The sequence below is a fragment of the Ruegeria sp. AA3 genome, from assembly GCF_056542905.1.
The window spans coordinates 1-15,122 of the sequence record NZ_JBQGAQ010000003.1 but is presented as its reverse complement, the minus strand read 5'-3'; the positions used below and the strand labels follow the sequence as shown (position 1 = coordinate 15,122).

Genomic DNA, 15,122 nt, shown 5'->3' with positions numbered 1-15,122 from the left:
GGCGGCCATGGAAAAGATCGTCATTCTGACTGGAGCCGGAATTTCCGCCGAAAGCGGGCTGGGCACGTTCCGCGACGAGGGCGGTCTGTGGGCGCAGCACCGGATCGAGGATGTCGCAACGCCCGAAGGCTTCGCCCGCAATCCGGCACTGGTGCACGGGTTTTACAATGCCCGCCGGGTGCAGGCCGCCAAGGCACAGCCCAATGCCGCACATTGGGCGCTTGCCCAGTTACAGAAGCGATGGCCCGGCGAAGTGGTCATCGTCACGCAGAATGTCGACAGCCTGCATGAAGCAGGCGGGGCTGCACGGGTGCTCCATATGCATGGCACGCTGGCCGGTGCCCTATGTGGAGTTTGCGGGCACCGCTGGACCTCGCCACCCGAGATGGAGGTACACGAGCCTTGCCCAGCCTGCTTTCAATCGACGGCCCGACCCGATGTGGTGTGGTTTGGTGAGATGCCTTATTTTATGGATGAAATTTACGATCACCTGGCTGAAGCAGCACTGTTCGCCTCAATCGGCACTTCGGGTCAGGTTTATCCGGCGGCGGGTTTTGCGCAAGAGGCACGGGCCGGAGGTGCGCGAACGATAGAGTTGAACCTTGAACCTTCCTCTGGGGCGTCCGTCTTTGATGAGACACACCTGGGGCCTGCTACCGAGGTGATCCCGTGTTGGGTCAATGAAATGTTGGTACGGGGCCGCACGCGATAGGGGCAGACAGAGTAGCGCTTTCGCGTCTATGGTGCTGAAAACAATAGTGCTGAGTGAGTTCATGACAGATCTACCACCCAAAGACGGAGAAATCCTTGACGATAGCAGCATCAACGCGCGCGACACCCTAAGCGAGAATCTTGCCAACCTGTGGTGGACCTTCTTGCTGCGCGGAATTCTGGCCGGTCTGATCGGGATTGCGGCGCTGTTCTGGCCCACCAGCAGTATCTCAGTATTGCTGCGGCTTGTGGGGGCGCTGCTTATTCTGGATGGTGCGCTCACTTGGCTTGGGTTTGGGCGACGTGGGTTGGTTGGAGGCTTTGGCATCGGTGCTGCTCTGATCGGATTGATACTATTGATCTGGCCGCAGGGAGTGGCGTGGCTGGCCTTTACGCTGATGGGGGCGATGGCGTTATTCGTGGCCATAGGCTCCTTCATGGCCCTGCCTCAGATGCACCCACAGGATCCCGAGCGTGCAACGGTGCGAAATTCAGGTATCTTTGCCCTCATCATCGGGCTGGTGCTTATATTCTGGCCCGGCAGCGGAATGGTGGCTTTGGGTTGGGCAATTGCTTTCTTTGCGTTGACCTCAGCCATCGTGATGTTCTTTCTGGCCGCACGGTTCAAAAATGCGGGTGATCGGTTGGGAATGAAAACTGTCAACCGCTAGCAATACAGGCCGGGCATTGTCCGGCCTGATGCCTTGATGATGGCTGATGAAACGGCGGATTAGTTCGAATGCGAGTGGTCGCGTGAGCCGTGCCCGCCCTGATACTACCGCTCCAAATCTACCGGGATTTCTACAACAACCTCTCCGGCCTGTTCAAAAATCAGCGTCACCGCCACAGAAGATCCCTGTTCAAATGGCGCATTGAGTCCCATGAACATGACATGGTCACCGCCACGTTTCAGCAGGTGGGTTTCACCTGCCGGTATGGCAAATCCTTCTTCGACATGGATCATCTGGGCAACGCCGTTTTCATCAACTTTGTGGGTGTGAAGCTCAACACGTCCTGCCACATCCGATTTGACGCCGATCAGGCGGTCATCGGTATCGCTGTGGTTTTCGATTACCATGAAGGCGGCACCGGCCTTGGCAGATTTACCTGAGGACCGCGCGTAGGCATCGTCAACAACGATAGCATCGGCAGCCATGGCGCCTGAGGTGAATGAAAGCGCAGCCAAAGTTGCGAGCAAAGTGGATTTGAGGGTCATTGCGACTCTCCTTACGTAAATGTCTGATTTTGTTAGATGTCTAATTCAGACAGAGATCGGAGGAGCGCGGGCAGGATGCCGTGGCAAGGGGGCCGAAATCAAATCCGCCGAGCGTAGTGGTGGAGCGGGCAACGCCCTGGACGGAGCCAAAGGCAGGGCAGCGCGCGCGTCGTGTACAGCACCCAGCAGGCTAAGCGCATAGTCCGGACAGTAATGCGGCGCACGTGTCGGTTGACCTTCGTCATCCATATACACAACCACAGGCCCGGTCCCGGTGCACAGAACCATCTGCCCCACCGCGCGATCAATGCCGCGCGATGCAGCAAGGCCCTGCCCCGTGACAATTACGAGCAGGGACAGCGCATAAGGCAGTATCTGGCGGAAAATGTCTTTCATCCTAGCCCGAGATATACGCCTGAGTTTCTATACGCTTCAAGCGAGAAGGCCAGGCTGAGACAGAATGGCCCGGTTCAGGATTTGGGTGGTTTTGCCGGGTCGGCGTTCATACTCGTATGTAGACGATTCACCCGACGTTGCATCCGCGTGCATCGAACCACTGCCGCCGCAAGTGAAGCTGGCAAAAAAGACAATAAATTTGTTACTCGAAACTGCATGATGACCCCCCAGAATCAACAATATGCATAAACATATATTGATCTCATCAAGGCTTCTGTGAACAAAGTCACGGAGAGGCTCACTTTGTTGGCTTTTTGAAAACAAAAGACAGGTCCACTGCAATCATCACCGACAAAAAAGCCCCGCATCCAAGGATGCAGGGCTGAATATTTGTGTGTCGGTAAGACTTACGCCGAAGCTTGCGCTTTGGCGATTTCCTTCTTCACTTTCAAGGCGTTCGCCGACAGTTCGTCATCCTTGGCTTTCGCCAGAAATGCATCCAGACCACCGCGGTGGTCTACCGAGCGCAGGGCTGCCGCCGAGATGCGCAGCTTTACGCCGCGGCCCAGGGTTTCCGACTGCAGGGTAACGTCGTTCAGGTTGGGCAGAAAACGACGACGAGTTCTGTTTTTGGCGTGGCTGACATTGTTGCCAGTCATCGGGCCTTTTCCGGTCAGTTCGCAACGGCGCGACATGGTTTCTTCCTTTGTTTCTGGAGGCCGGGTACAAGACCCGCGGCCAAATCACAAGGGGCGCAACCCGAAGTCGCGCCCGAAAACTGGTTGGATGCGTGTAGTGGGAATCACGCGAAGGGTCAAGACGGGTGCGACGAAATCTTTATCCCGAAGTCGTTTTCCATTGTGGCGCCAGCTTCCGACCGCTGCAATAGAGGTTTGTTGTTCTTCAGATGGCGCGAGATCAACTGTGTCTGCAAACGCCCACGCGGGATCAGGCGGGCCGGATCGGTGCGATAATCTAGTTCGGCCAACTCCGGGAAGATTTCGAATACTTCACGTCTCGCCGCAACACTAAGAGATTTTAACGCTTCGCGGCCGGTATAAAGGCTTTCGGTCGGGGTGTTTTCAGCAAAAATCACTTGATGGCGATCAAACAGCAGGTGAAAATACTCAACGTTTTCCACACTTTCATCAACGTAGATATCCGGCATCGCAGTGAGCTTGATGGCCGGAATCAGAACCTCGGTCGTGCCAAACATGCGTTGGGCGATCTTTGAGTGCACCAGCATCCGGTGCTGGCGCGAGACCAGCAGATCACGATACGGCAACCCCTCACCCAACGCGCCTGCAAGGATGCGCACAGGCCAGAGTCTGGGATTGGCCTCAAGCTGGGGGTGGTCAAATTCGCGCCATCCGATCCAGCGGATCGGGTGCAGGCCCTGCCCCAGCGTGGGGATCAGGTCACCGGTGCGCAGCGACTGGATCGGTGTTTGGCCGTGCTGCGTCGTGATCAATGTATCGCGCGTGAAACAGGGCATGCCTGACCCGTTCTCGAACGCCGAATAGGTGACAGTTATTCCGGATGGCAGAGTGAATGTGCCGCTTGAGATTGAATATCCAACCCCGTCTACGACCGTAATCACCCCGAATGTATCGTCCGTGATAACAGTGCCCTCAGGCAGGTTCAGCGTGTCGGTTCCGCTGCCGCCGCGAATGTCGCCTGTCACCGTGGTGCTGATGAAATTCAGCGTGTCATTGCCGCCGCCGAGCCGGATATTGCCCACGGTTGACCCGCTGACATCAACCGTGTCCGCATCGGACCCGCTGGCGATGCGCCCGCCAACCGTGCTGTTGGTGACAGTGATCGTGTCGATACCTGCGTTGCCCAGGACATTGTCGGCAATGGTACTATCGGTGATGGTGATATCGTCATTGCCGCCACGGCCCCGGATATTATCAATCGGTGTCCCCTGCGGCGTGCCATTCAACGTACCGTTGTCATTTGTGACATCGATATCGTCATCGCCGTTGGTGCCATTGATATTGGGCATTCTGACGTGTCCCGTTCCTCGGAGCATCCGGGCACGATCCGAGCTGATCAAGCCCTTTCTCAACCCGATTCAAACGCAGCAACTCACACTCAAACACAGCAATATATGCAACGATAATACACTACTAGCGGTCAGCGCACCAGCCGCGCGCACATCAATCCGCCAGAGTGTTACGTGTCGGACAGCCCGGCGAGGATTTGTTCGGCCGCCGCCGACGGGCTGAGGCGGCCCGCGCTGACCTGCGTGCCCAGATCACTCATCCGGTCGCGCATCTGTGGCGTGTCGAGACGCGCCAGCAGCGCGTGGCGCACCTCTTGTTTGAACCAGTATTGTGCTTGTGTGGCACGGTTCGACGCCCAATGCCCGGCGTCGCGCCGCCAAGTGGTCAGGGTCTGCATCTCGTCCCAGGCCTGTTCCAGCCCGTGTTCTTCAACCGCAGAAACGGTCATGGCCTTGGGGAACCCTTCGGGGTCCTGCGGGCGTTTGCGCAGCAGACGCAACGCGCCCGCGTAATCGGCGCAGGTGCGGGTGGCGGTCGCTTTCAGGTCGCCATCGGCCTTGTTGATCAGGATCATATCGGCCATCTCCATGATGCCGCGCTTGACGCCCTGCAACTCATCCCCGCCCGCCGGGGCCAGCAGCAGCAGGAACAGGTCAGACATCTCGGCCACCACGGTTTCCGATTGGCCCACACCCACGGTTTCAATCAGCACGACGTCAAAACCCGCCGCCTCACACAGCGCAATCGCCTCGCGCGTGCGGCGGGCAACGCCGCCAAGATGGCTCTGGCTGGGGGACGGGCGGATAAAGGCGTTTTTCTCGCGGCTCAAGCGCTCCATCCGGGTCTTGTCGCCCAGGATCGACCCGCCCGAGCGCGCCGAACTGGGATCAACCGCCAGCACCGCCACGCGCAGCCCCTGCCCCGTCAGCATCATGCCGAAGCTTTCGATAAAGGTCGATTTGCCGACACCCGGCGTGCCCGACAACCCGATCCGCAACGCCTGACGCCCGGCGCCGGTCAAATGATCCAGCAACGCGGTTGCCTGCGCGCGATGATCTTCACGCCCGCTTTCGACCAGCGTGATCGCTCGGGCCAATGCCCTGCGCTCTCCGTTCAGGATCCTGTCGCCAAGCTCGGCAATGTTCATCGGTACGTCCCCGGCTGGAATTTGCCCTAGATGAGAGGGGATGACCCGGTTTGTCCAGCCCCAACCGGGATCGGGTTGGGCGATGCTGGACCTTAGCCGAGGCTTTGGCGATAAGGCGATATGACCCGGTTGCCTATTGACGACGCCATTCCCGATCTTCTGAACGCCCTGCGAGCGCATGGGCGCGCGGTGCTGCAGGCACCTCCGGGTGCAGGCAAGACCACCCGCGTGCCGCTGGAGATGCTGCGGGCGGGTCTGTGCGGGGATCGGATCGTGATGCTTGAGCCGCGTCGACTGGCCGCGCGGGCCGCTGCAGAGCGCATGGCTGAGACTTTGGGTGAACCTGTGGGTCAGACGGTCGGCTACCGCGTACGCGGTGATACGAAGGTTTCAAATTCCACGCAGATCGAAGTGGTGACCGAGGGCATTTTGACCCGCATGCTGCAATCCGAACCGGATTTACCAGGCGTGGGGGCAGTAATTTTCGATGAATTCCACGAGCGCTCGCTGAACGCCGATCTGGGGCTGGCCTTATGCCTTGAGGTGGCAGGAGCACTTCGGGACGATCTTATCCTGCTTGCAATGTCTGCGACACTGGATGCCGAACCGGTGGGGCGGCTGATGGATGCGCCGCTCATCACTTCCGAGGGGCGCAGCTATCCGGTTGAAACCCGTTGGCTTGACCGACCTCTGGGTGCGCAGGCTCGGCGCTTGGATGCGTTTATTGATCTGGTTGTTCAGGCTGAGCGGGAAACTACAGGTGGAATGCTGGTTTTCCTGCCCGGCGAAGGGGAAATCAGGCGCGCCGAGACTGCTTTGACACGCCGCCTGCCCAACGACTGCACGGTGCACCCTCTTTTTGGTGCCCTGCCATTTGCCGCCCAACGCGCAGCAATTGCGCCAGTGACGACAGGCCGCAAGGTCGTGCTGGCGACATCGATTGCTGAGAGCTCGTTGACCATACCCGATATCCGCGTGGTGGTGGATATGGGCCAAGCGCGGCGCGCACGGTTCGATCCGGGTTCTGGCATGTCGCGGCTGGTGACCGAGCGGGTAACACGGGCCGAGGCCATTCAACGTGCTGGCCGCGCAGGCCGGGTAGCCGAAGGCGTGTGCTACCGGCTGTGGTCCAAGGGCGAAGAAGGCGCGCTGCTCGCATACCCACCCGCTGAAATCGAAGCTGCCGACTTGACCGGAATGGCGCTGGAACTCGCGCTCTGGGGCGCGGAGCCGGGTGATCTTGCGTTCCTGACTTCGCCACCTGAGGGTGCATTGACCGAGGCACGATCCTTGCTAACCATGCTCGACGCCTTGGACAGCAAGGGCCGGATTACGGAACACGGGCGCGCGTTGGCTGCGTTGCCGCTGCATCCACGTCTCTCGCATATGTTGGTGCGTGCGGGCCGCGAGGCCGCGCCCTTAGCGGCGCTGATGGCAGATCGAGATCCACTGCGTGGCGCGCCTGTAGATCTGTCGTTGCGGCTCGAGGCGTTGCGGGATATCCGCAAGTTTCGGAACAATCGCGTCTGGCAAGTCAACGAGGGCGCGCTGGACCGGATCAGTACCGAGGGAAAACGATTGCGTGCGCAAGCGCAGGGCTCTGGCGATCTGAGCCCTGCGGCGACGGCAGCCCTGGCCTATCCGGACCGCATCGCGCAGCGCCGCAAGGGTGATACCCCCCGCTATGTACTCTCGGGCGGTAAGGGCGCGGTGTTGGAGGCTGACGACACCTTGGCAACAGCTCCTTATCTGGTGGTCACCGACACAGACGGCAACCCGCGCGAGGCCCGCGTACGCATGGCCGCGCAGATTTCCGAGGGCGAAATCCGCGATTTATTCGGCGATCAGATTGAATGGCTCGATAGTTGCGAATGGTCCAAGCGCGAACGCCGTGTCGTGGCCCGACGGCAGGAACGCTTCGGGGCTATCACCCTGGATGACCGAATTTGGAAAGACGTACCCGAGGACGCTGTGGCTCAGGCAATGCTGGTCGGGGTGCGTGATCTGGGAATACGGCTTCAGGGGGCCTCGGCAAGGTTGGCAGCGCGGGTCGAATTGGTTCGAGCCGAAGGTGTTGACCTACCCGATTGTTCGGAAGGGGGTCTTATGGACGCGCTGGAGGACTGGCTGCTGCCTACGCTCTCGGGCGTACGCAGCGCCGAAGACTGGAAGCGTTTTGACCTGTTACCAGCACTGCGCGCCCGGCTGGATTGGGCACAGACGCAAGAGCTGGACCGCCGCGCGCCAGGGTCGTTTGTAACTCCGCTGGGACGCAAGCTGCCAATCGACTATGGCGGTGCGGTGCCCGAGATTTCGGTGCGATTGCAAGAGGTCTTCGGTGTGACCCAACACCCGGTGATCGGCGGTGAGCCCTTAAAGATCACACTACTATCACCGGCGCAGAGACCGATCCAGATCACTCGCGATCTACCAGGGTTCTGGGCTGGGTCTTATGCGGACGTGCGCAAGGATATGCGGGCGCAATATCCCAAACATCCCTGGCCTGAAGATCCAACTCGGGCTGACCCAACTCTGCGTGCGAAACGCCGAAAGAACTGAGGTTGAAGTCGAAATTCATGTGAAATTTAAAAATCTATCCTGAATTCGCCCCATAAAACGGCAAAAAACACACATAATGAACTGCAATTCGGCCAAAATTGCTCAACAAGGTAGGGACGTATTGTTTAATCTGCGGTACATAATTATGTAATCTTTTCTGACAACATTGAGGGACGCCCATTTAAACGTCCAAGAAGGCCGAGCATGACGAAATGGATACGCAACATCTGGGAAGAGGTCGCGCGACCGTTATTCCAGCGCCCGAACCGGGTGCAGGTTGCGGCGCTATGCACGCGGGGCACAGAGACCGGCGATGATGTATTACTGATCACCAGCCGCGGAACCGGACGTTGGATTATTCCCAAAGGCTGGCCCATTGATGGCCTTAACGGCCCCGAGACTGCGTTGCAGGAAGCATGGGAGGAAGCTGGCGTTCAGGCGACGGATGTTCCAAAGGAACCGATCGGCCAATACTCTTATGACAAGACATTGAACGACGGCACGGCGCAGCATGTGGTCACCAGCGTATATCGTGTTCAGGTGACGAATCTGGCCGACGACTATCCTGAGGCCAATCAGCGCGAACGCTGCTGGGTTTCGCCCAAAGTGGCAGCTGGACGGGTGCAGGAGCCTGAATTGCGCGATCTGCTGCTGCAAATGTAACAATTACGTATATTTCTCATGACAAAGGTTGCCGCTTTCGACGGAACAGGGTAGCGGCGGGCGTCAAATCGAACGGCCTGTGAAAACCGATGTCTGATCTACCACCCAAAGCTCGCTGGCACGCGCTCGACAGCGACCTCCACCGCATTTCTCGTCTTGAGTATGCCAATGCACATGTGGCGCGCCCGCTGCTGGCGCCCGGTATCGCGCTCGTATTTATCGCTCTGGCAGGTTTGGCCGCCGCAGTTATGTTTGGTCGCGCCGATGGCGGATTAATCGTTGTCGCCGCTGCAGCCTTCGGGGCCTATATGGCGATCAACATCGGGGCCAACGACGTCGCCAACAACATGGGACCGGCGGTTGGTGCAAATGCACTGACAATGGGGGGCGCGATTCTGATCGCCGCAATTGCCGAAAGTGCTGGCGCACTGCTCGCGGGTGGAGACGTGGTTTCGACCATCTCCAAAGGGATCATCGATCCAATGTCGGTGCAAAACAGTGATGTCTTCATTTGGGCGATGATGGCTGCACTGATATCTTCCGCGTTGTGGGTAAACCTAGCCACTTGGGTGGGCGCGCCTGTTTCAACCACGCATTCGGTCGTAGGAGGCGTTATGGGCGCCGGCATCGCTGCTGCCGGGCTTGGTGCCGTAAGCTGGGGCACGATGAGCGCAATTGCCGCGAGCTGGGTTATCTCACCCGTGTTGGGTGGCGTGATCGCTGCGGGATTTCTGGCGCTGATCAAACACAAGATTCAATACCAGGACGATAAAATCGCAGCTGCACGTCGCTGGGTTCCCATTCTGGTCGCCGTGATGGCCGGGGCTTTTGCCACCTACCTTTCGGTCAAGGGCCTGAAACGCATCGTCAAAATCGATATTGAGTTCGCCCTGCTGATCGGGCTGGCCTCGGGCGGATTGATCTGGGCCGCGACCGTGCCTTGGGTGCGACGGAAATCCGAAGGCCTTGAGAACAGAACCCGGTCGTTGAAAACGCTGTTTGGTTTGCCATTGGTGATCTCCGCAGGGTTTTTGAGCTTCGCCCATGGCGCAAACGATGTGGCTAATGCGGTGGGCCCGCTGGCCGCGATCGTGCATGCTGCCGAATTCGGAGATTTTGCATCGAAAGTGTCGATCCCGACATGGGTCATGGTAATCGGAGCCTTTGGCATCTCTTTCGGTTTGTTCCTGTTTGGGCCCAAGCTGATCCGCATGGTAGGCAGCCAGATCACCAAACTGAACCCGATGCGCGCGTTCTGTGTTGCGCTTTCTGCAGCGATTACAGTTATCGTAGCCAGTTGGCTGGGCTTACCCGTCAGCTCAACCCATATCGCAGTTGGGGCCGTGTTTGGCGTGGGGTTCTATCGAGAATGGCATGCAGAACGGCGCTGGAAATATTCGAACCTTCAACGACCCGCTGAGCTGCGTCTTGCGCGGGAAGAGCGTCGACGGCGTAAGTTGGTACGGCGATCCCATTTTATGACGATCGTAGCTGCGTGGGTAATTACGGTTCCTGCAGCCGCAGCCCTATCTGCAGTTATCTTCTGGCTACTGACCGCATTTGGTTGATCGGGGATATTACCTGATCGACCGTAAGTGGCCCGCGCGGTGCTTGATGAATAAGGTCGCAGATGTGGCTGTTGATCGGAGTTGGGATCGCGTGAATTTGCCCGAGCTTGATGATTTCGCCTTGCAGATTGTCAATTTCGGTCGGGCGATCCTCCATCAGATCGTAGGCCATCGAGGTACGCGCGTTAGGGTCGATGGTAAGCATTTTTGCTGCAATCCGCGAAAAGATTGGTGTTGGCAACCGCAGTAGATGCGGGGTCGTCCATGCTGGCAGTGGCGTCGTTGAGGCAACTTCGTTTCCCGCGGCTTTCAAAACGCGCAAAGCCTCGGCCATTTGATCGGCCATCAAGCAACGCCAGCTTCGATCAAGCAGTTGATTTTGCAGGGTCAGACCTGATAACGCGTTCAGTGCATTGTTGAGATTGATCACCAGTTTGCCCCATTGCACCGCCTCGATCCGGTCGCTTTCGGTGACGGGCAAATCCGGGGCGCTGAGATGTCGGGCGAGATCACCCGGACCTTGTTCGATGACAATATCGCCGGAAGTGGCGCGATGATAGGACGCGGTATTGGTTGGCACCACATTAAAGGGCACCATTCCGGCCCGCACGTCGCGGCCGTCAAGAACCGCACGTAGTCCGCGGGCGTTTTCCAGCCCGTTTTGCCAGGACAGAACCGGGGCATTCGCCGGCGCGTGCGCCGCAATCAACGCTGCCATCTCGGCTGTTGCGCCGGATTTAACCGTGACGATGACCAATTCAGCGCCCACTAGACAGGCGGGATCTTCGCTGAGCATCAATTTCGCGGTGGGCACATGGCTGTCCAGATCTGCGAAATCGGTGACGGTCAGTCCCTGATCGCGGATCGGCTGCAGCACGCGGGCGCGGCCCAGCAGCGTGACTGCGTGGCCCGCATCTGCCAACAATGCACCGCAATAACAGCCTATGCTGCCTGCGCCCGCGATGACGATTCTCATTGAACTCCTCCGCTGTGGCCCAATGATCACCGGGATGGTTCATTGGCGCCAGAGTGACGTCAAGTCATACACGCGCCAACCGTGGCCGGGTACGTTCAAGCTCGTCTGGGATGGTAATGAACTCCTGATCGTCTCCGGGCGGAAGATGGAACGCACCGTTGGCCCAGTCGGCGGTGTTCCATTCGCGCGTTGCGGTTTCGATCTTTTCCTTTGAGGACGAGACGAAATTCCACCAGATGTAGCGATCCTCGCTCAGGGTTGCGCCGCCCAGCAGCATCAATCGCGCACCCAAAGGCCCCGCCCTGACCGAGAGCTTGTCACCGGGCCGAAACACCATCATACGCCCTTCGTCAAAGGTATCACCGGCTACCTCGACCGAGCCTTGCGTGACATAAACACCCCGATCCTCGTGATCGTCGGGCAATGGGAAAGATGCGCCGGGGTCCAGTTGCACGTCGACATAGAAGGTCTCGGACAACATGGTCACCGGGCTGGTTTCACCATAGGCGGCGCCAAGGATCAGGCGAGCGCTGACACCCCTGTCTTCGATATGGGGCAGCGCGCCCTGCTTGTGATGCTCGAAGTCAGGGGCCATGTCCTCATGGGCTTCTGGCAGCGCGAGCCAGGTCTGGATGCCGAACAGGTTGTGACGATTGCCGCGCGTTTCTGCGCTCGTGCGTTCGGAATGAGTTACACCACGGCCCGCGACCATCCAGTTGACCTCACCGGGGTGAATCATCTGGTGGGTACCGAGGCTGTCACGATGTTCGAACTCTCCCTGATACAGATAGGTTACGGTGCCCAGCCCGATATGAGGATGCGGCCGCACATCAATGCCACTGTCGGTAATGAATTCGGCAGGGCCCATCTGATCAAAGAAGATGAATGGGCCAACGAGCTGACGCTTGACCGAGGGCAGTGCGCGACGCACCTCGAACCCGCCCAGATCTCGCGCACGTGGGATGATCAAGGTTTCGAGAGCATCTTTTTCGGAGGCGCATTCGGGATTATGGGTGGGGTTCCAACTCATTCCAGATCTCCATTTTTTCAGTTCCATAAGACGCGTTCATGTTTGCCAATGCTGAATGTATTGGGAAAATATCGCAAGAAAAGTGCATTTTCGCACAATGATCGTGAAGTCCTTGGAACGACTTGCGGATACTCACCAAGGCGTGGAACGGGGCACCTGATACTCACCTTCGCCGACTCTCGGAATCATGAACAATCGTGCTATCCTTAGAAATCGGGTGTCGCCGGATCAGGGAAGCCGGTCCAAGATGAGGTTCAGCCGACAGGAGTGGATGCAATGACCCGACTCGAAATCAATCGCCGCAAGTTTATTGCGACAGGGGTTGGCACAATTGTAGCCGGTTTGACCGGCGTCATCACACCTGCGCACGCCTCTGGTCTTGCGCCGACACCGTCGATGCGGGGCGGGTCGAACAATTATCGACCCAGCGCGCCGATCGTGGAGCGCATCGGCGGTGGCGGGTTTTGGATGACCGGCACCGTGCGGCGTGCGGGTGACGGAGCCCCCCTGCCCGGTCAACGCATCCAGATCTGGGCCCATACAACCGAAGGGCATGAACGCGATCAGCGCAGCCATGGGGCGACACTCACCGATGCGAACGGAGAGTTCCGGTTGGAAATGCCTCAGATTGTGCCCGCCTTTGGTCAACCACACGGGCATTTGGCCTATGACAGCGGTGAATTTGAGACGGTATTCCTGCGCCCGGTGATGTCGAGCGCGAAGGACAAGACCCTTGCCGCTCATTTTGTCTTGCAACCTGTCTGACGGGTGTTAAGGCAAGCTGCGATTTGGGCGGCATTGGTCGCCACTCTTCTGGTACCGGTCGTAGCGGCGGCTTTCAGCCCGTATCTGGCGTGGCGTGAGCCGATTTACATCCTCGCCGGTTTTGCGGGCATTATCGGGATGTGCCTTCTTCTGCTGCAACCCTTGTTGGCCGGGCGCTGGTTGCCCGGGCTTTCTCCGGTCGACAGCCGCCATTGGCACAGGCGGTGTGGCTTGGCCCTTGTCGCAAGCATCGTGATCCATGTGATTGGCTTGTGGATCACAAGCCCGCCTGACGTCGTGGACGCATTGCTTTTTGTGTCTGCAACACCTTTTTCGACATGGGGTGTCCTCGCCATGTGGGCGGGTTTTGCGGCAGCGGCAATGGGGGTTTTACGGCAGCGCCTAAACTTGCGGTTTCGGGTCTGGCGCTTGGGCCATGCGGGGCTGGCCAGCGTGACCATACTTGGCAGCGTGGTGCATGCGATGCTGATCGAGGGCACGATGGAAGTCATGACCAAAACCGCCCTATGCGGGCTGGTCTTGATGGCGAGCGTCCGGACGCTCGCCCGATTGCGGGTTTGGGAGGTGCATCGGCGTTAGACGCCCAAGGCACGCACACGAACTGCGCTAACCTGATAGACGTTTGGCATAGGTTGCGCGGGTCATTTCAACATCTTGCACAGTGATGCTGCCGACCTCGGGCATGGTCTTGGCTAGAACGTCCAGAATAATCGCGTTCAGCCCGGCGCGTGTCGCCTCATCCCGGCCTCGCATCAGCAAAAGCGTGGCATGGACGAAAGTCTGCGGTTCGGTTCCGATACGAGAAAACGGAACCGGGGTGGCGCGGATTTTGAGCGTTGGCGGGTCAAACTCTTCATGCCCGGCGAGAACTGTATAAAGCTGTTCGCAGATGGCTTGAAAATCATGAGACTGTTCAAGACCAGCCGAGAATTCAAGGGAGACGTGCGGCATGGGAAGCTCCGAGATTTGAGAGAGCCATGTGGCTCTCTCTGTTTTCAGTGTGTCTCAGACGCCCAGGCACCAGCGCATGACCGCCTTTTGTGCGTGCAGACGGTTCTCGGCCTCATCGAAGATCACCGAGTTCGGGCCGTCCATGACCTCGGACGTGGCCTCTTCCTCGCGGTGGGCAGGCAGACAGTGCATGAACAACGCGTCGGGTTTGGCATGCGACATCAGCTCGGCGTTGACCTGATAGGGGCGCAGCATGTTGTGGCGGCGTTCCTTGGCGGATTGGCTGTCATGCATCGAAACCCAGGTGTCGGCGACCACCAGATCAGCGCCCTCAACCGCTTTGTGCGGGTCACGTTCGATCACGACCTTCGAGCCCTGCTGGCGAGCAAGCCCCATGAACTCTTCTTCCGGGTCAAGCTGGGCCGGGCCGGTGAAGGTGAAATCGAACCCGAATTGACCGGCAGCATGCAGGAACGAGGCGCAGACATTGTTGCCATCGCCGGTCCAGACGACTTTTTTGCCTTTGATCGGACCGCGATGTTCCTCGAAGGTCAGCACGTCGGCCATGATCTGGCAGGGATGGGTGCGGTCAGTCAGGCCGTTGATGACAGGCACGTCCGAATATTCCGCCATCTCAGTCAGGATGGTTTCATCGAAGGTCCGGATCATGATCATGTCGACATAGCGCGACAACACGCGGGCCGTGTCGGCGATGGTTTCGCCGTGGCCCAGCTGCATGTCCTTGCCCGACAGCACCATGGTCTGCCCGCCCATCTGGCGCACGCCCACGTCAAAGGACACGCGGGTGCGGGTTGAGGGCTTTTCGAAGATCAGCGCGACCATGCGATCCTTCAACGGCTGCTCATCATCTGGCGCGGCTTTGGGGCGGCCCAGACGCGCCTGTTTCATGGCACCAGCCTGATCGATCATGCCCCGCAAAGCGGTGGCGTCGGTTTTGTGGATATCAAGGAAGTGGTTCATTTTATTTCGCTTTTCAATCAGGCACATTCAGGCCGAAGCCATTGCGTTTTCAACTTGCGCCGCAGCCTTGTCGAGGCGGATCATGGCCTGGGCGATATCATCCTCAGTCACGGTTAGCGGAGGCAGCAA

Annotated in this window: 16 protein-coding genes; 7 read left to right on the top strand and 9 right to left on the bottom strand. The window is 58.7% G+C overall.

Annotated elements, in window-relative coordinates; translation table 11 throughout:
• Positions 1-7 precede the first annotated feature (7 nt).
• Both ACR0JR_RS06610 and ACR0JR_RS06605 read left to right on the top strand, forming a co-directional pair.
• Positions 8-712, top strand: coding sequence for an NAD-dependent deacylase (locus ACR0JR_RS06610; protein ID WP_480455807.1), 705 nt, complete (start codon positions 8-10; stop codon positions 710-712).
• 61 nt (positions 713-773) lie between these two features.
• On the top strand, positions 774-1,382 hold the full coding sequence (locus ACR0JR_RS06605; protein ID WP_050806461.1) for an HdeD family acid-resistance protein: 609 nt from the start codon (positions 774-776) through the stop codon (positions 1,380-1,382).
• A gap of 104 nt (positions 1,383-1,486) precedes the next feature.
• Here ACR0JR_RS06605 and ACR0JR_RS06600 read toward each other — a convergent pair whose 3' ends face one another.
• From ACR0JR_RS06600 to meaB, 5 genes are all read right to left on the bottom strand, one after another.
• Positions 1,487-1,927 (bottom strand): copper chaperone PCu(A)C, encoded by a 441-nt coding sequence (locus ACR0JR_RS06600; RefSeq protein WP_319545108.1) that lies wholly within the window; start codon positions 1,925-1,927, stop codon positions 1,487-1,489.
• A 45-nt stretch (positions 1,928-1,972) separates the two neighbouring features.
• Complete coding sequence (locus ACR0JR_RS06595; RefSeq protein WP_170779438.1) at positions 1,973-2,323, bottom strand: hypothetical protein; 351 nt, start codon at positions 2,321-2,323, stop codon at positions 1,973-1,975.
• 407 nt (positions 2,324-2,730) lie between these two features.
• Entirely contained in the window at positions 2,731-3,018 is a 288-nt protein-coding gene (gene rpmB, locus ACR0JR_RS06590; protein WP_008756960.1) for a 50S ribosomal protein L28, read from the bottom strand.
• A 119-nt stretch (positions 3,019-3,137) separates the two neighbouring features.
• Entirely contained in the window at positions 3,138-4,331 is a 1,194-nt protein-coding gene (locus tag ACR0JR_RS06585; RefSeq protein WP_480455511.1) for a Hint domain-containing protein, read from the bottom strand.
• A gap of 170 nt (positions 4,332-4,501) precedes the next feature.
• Positions 4,502-5,479: a methylmalonyl Co-A mutase-associated GTPase MeaB gene (gene meaB / locus ACR0JR_RS06580; protein WP_480455510.1), complete on the bottom strand. Its 978-nt coding sequence runs from the start codon at positions 5,477-5,479 to the stop codon at positions 4,502-4,504.
• A 120-nt stretch (positions 5,480-5,599) separates the two neighbouring features.
• On the opposite strand from meaB, the gene hrpB reads away from it, so the two are divergent.
• From hrpB to ACR0JR_RS06565, 3 genes are all read left to right on the top strand, one after another.
• Entirely contained in the window at positions 5,600-8,038 is a 2,439-nt protein-coding gene (hrpB, locus tag ACR0JR_RS06575) for an ATP-dependent helicase HrpB (protein ID WP_480455509.1), read from the top strand.
• Between the two features lie 204 nt (positions 8,039-8,242).
• Positions 8,243-8,701: an NUDIX hydrolase gene (locus ACR0JR_RS06570; RefSeq protein ID WP_170541471.1), complete on the top strand. Its 459-nt coding sequence runs from the start codon at positions 8,243-8,245 to the stop codon at positions 8,699-8,701.
• A gap of 89 nt (positions 8,702-8,790) precedes the next feature.
• Complete coding sequence (locus ACR0JR_RS06565; protein ID WP_170541473.1) at positions 8,791-10,269, top strand: inorganic phosphate transporter; 1,479 nt, start codon at positions 8,791-8,793, stop codon at positions 10,267-10,269.
• Here ACR0JR_RS06565 and ACR0JR_RS06560 read toward each other — a convergent pair.
• Both ACR0JR_RS06560 and ACR0JR_RS06555 read right to left on the bottom strand, forming a co-directional pair.
• Entirely contained in the window at positions 10,238-11,245 is a 1,008-nt protein-coding gene (locus ACR0JR_RS06560) for a 2-dehydropantoate 2-reductase (RefSeq protein WP_480455507.1), read from the bottom strand. The genes ACR0JR_RS06565 and ACR0JR_RS06560 overlap by 32 nt on opposite strands.
• 64 nt (positions 11,246-11,309) lie before the next feature.
• Positions 11,310-12,275: a pirin family protein gene (locus tag ACR0JR_RS06555; RefSeq protein WP_480455505.1), complete on the bottom strand. Its 966-nt coding sequence runs from the start codon at positions 12,273-12,275 to the stop codon at positions 11,310-11,312.
• Positions 12,276-12,551: 276 nt separating this feature from the next.
• Between ACR0JR_RS06555 and ACR0JR_RS06550 the strand changes: the two genes are divergently transcribed.
• A complete protein-coding gene (locus tag ACR0JR_RS06550; RefSeq protein ID WP_480455503.1) occupies positions 12,552-13,040 on the top strand; it encodes a peptidase associated/transthyretin-like domain-containing protein in 489 nt (162 codons plus the stop codon).
• A 3-nt stretch (positions 13,041-13,043) separates the two neighbouring features.
• The gene (locus ACR0JR_RS06545) at positions 13,044-13,640 is read left to right on the top strand and encodes a ferric reductase-like transmembrane domain-containing protein (RefSeq protein WP_480455501.1); all 597 of its coding nucleotides are present in this window, start codon (positions 13,044-13,046) and stop codon (positions 13,638-13,640) included.
• A 27-nt stretch (positions 13,641-13,667) separates the two neighbouring features.
• On the opposite strand, the gene ACR0JR_RS06540 is transcribed toward ACR0JR_RS06545, so the two are convergent.
• Both ACR0JR_RS06540 and argF read right to left on the bottom strand, forming a co-directional pair.
• Complete coding sequence (locus ACR0JR_RS06540) at positions 13,668-14,012, bottom strand: 5-carboxymethyl-2-hydroxymuconate Delta-isomerase (RefSeq protein WP_480455500.1); 345 nt, start codon at positions 14,010-14,012, stop codon at positions 13,668-13,670.
• A 54-nt stretch (positions 14,013-14,066) separates the two neighbouring features.
• Positions 14,067-14,993: an ornithine carbamoyltransferase gene (argF, locus tag ACR0JR_RS06535; protein WP_480455499.1), complete on the bottom strand. Its 927-nt coding sequence runs from the start codon at positions 14,991-14,993 to the stop codon at positions 14,067-14,069.
• Positions 14,994-15,122 lie beyond the last annotated feature (129 nt).

Excerpts from the sequence above, each read along its gene's own strand:
- ACR0JR_RS06565 (WP_170541473.1), top strand. The coding sequence starts at position 8,791 with ATGTCTGATCTACCACCCAAAGCTCGCTGGCACGCGCTCGACAGCGAC.
- ACR0JR_RS06555 (WP_480455505.1), bottom strand. The coding sequence starts at position 12,275 with ATGAGTTGGAACCCCACCCATAATCCCGAATGCGCCTCCGAAAAAGAT.
- hrpB (WP_480455509.1), top strand. The coding sequence starts at position 5,600 with ATGACCCGGTTGCCTATTGACGACGCCATTCCCGATCTTCTGAACGCC.
- rpmB (WP_008756960.1), bottom strand. The coding sequence starts at position 3,018 with ATGTCGCGCCGTTGCGAACTGACCGGAAAAGGCCCGATGACTGGCAAC.
- ACR0JR_RS06605 (WP_050806461.1), top strand. The coding sequence starts at position 774 with ATGACAGATCTACCACCCAAAGACGGAGAAATCCTTGACGATAGCAGC.
- ACR0JR_RS06595 (WP_170779438.1), bottom strand. The coding sequence starts at position 2,323 with ATGAAAGACATTTTCCGCCAGATACTGCCTTATGCGCTGTCCCTGCTC.
- ACR0JR_RS06540 (WP_480455500.1), bottom strand. The coding sequence starts at position 14,012 with ATGCCGCACGTCTCCCTTGAATTCTCGGCTGGTCTTGAACAGTCTCAT.
- ACR0JR_RS06600 (WP_319545108.1), bottom strand. The coding sequence starts at position 1,927 with ATGACCCTCAAATCCACTTTGCTCGCAACTTTGGCTGCGCTTTCATTC.
- ACR0JR_RS06585 (WP_480455511.1), bottom strand. The coding sequence starts at position 4,331 with ATGCCCAATATCAATGGCACCAACGGCGATGACGATATCGATGTCACA.
- meaB (WP_480455510.1), bottom strand. The coding sequence starts at position 5,479 with ATGAACATTGCCGAGCTTGGCGACAGGATCCTGAACGGAGAGCGCAGG.
- ACR0JR_RS06610 (WP_480455807.1), top strand. The coding sequence starts at position 8 with ATGGAAAAGATCGTCATTCTGACTGGAGCCGGAATTTCCGCCGAAAGC.
- ACR0JR_RS06550 (WP_480455503.1), top strand. The coding sequence starts at position 12,552 with ATGACCCGACTCGAAATCAATCGCCGCAAGTTTATTGCGACAGGGGTT.
- ACR0JR_RS06560 (WP_480455507.1), bottom strand. The coding sequence starts at position 11,245 with ATGAGAATCGTCATCGCGGGCGCAGGCAGCATAGGCTGTTATTGCGGT.
- argF (WP_480455499.1), bottom strand. The coding sequence starts at position 14,993 with ATGAACCACTTCCTTGATATCCACAAAACCGACGCCACCGCTTTGCGG.
- ACR0JR_RS06570 (WP_170541471.1), top strand. The coding sequence starts at position 8,243 with ATGACGAAATGGATACGCAACATCTGGGAAGAGGTCGCGCGACCGTTA.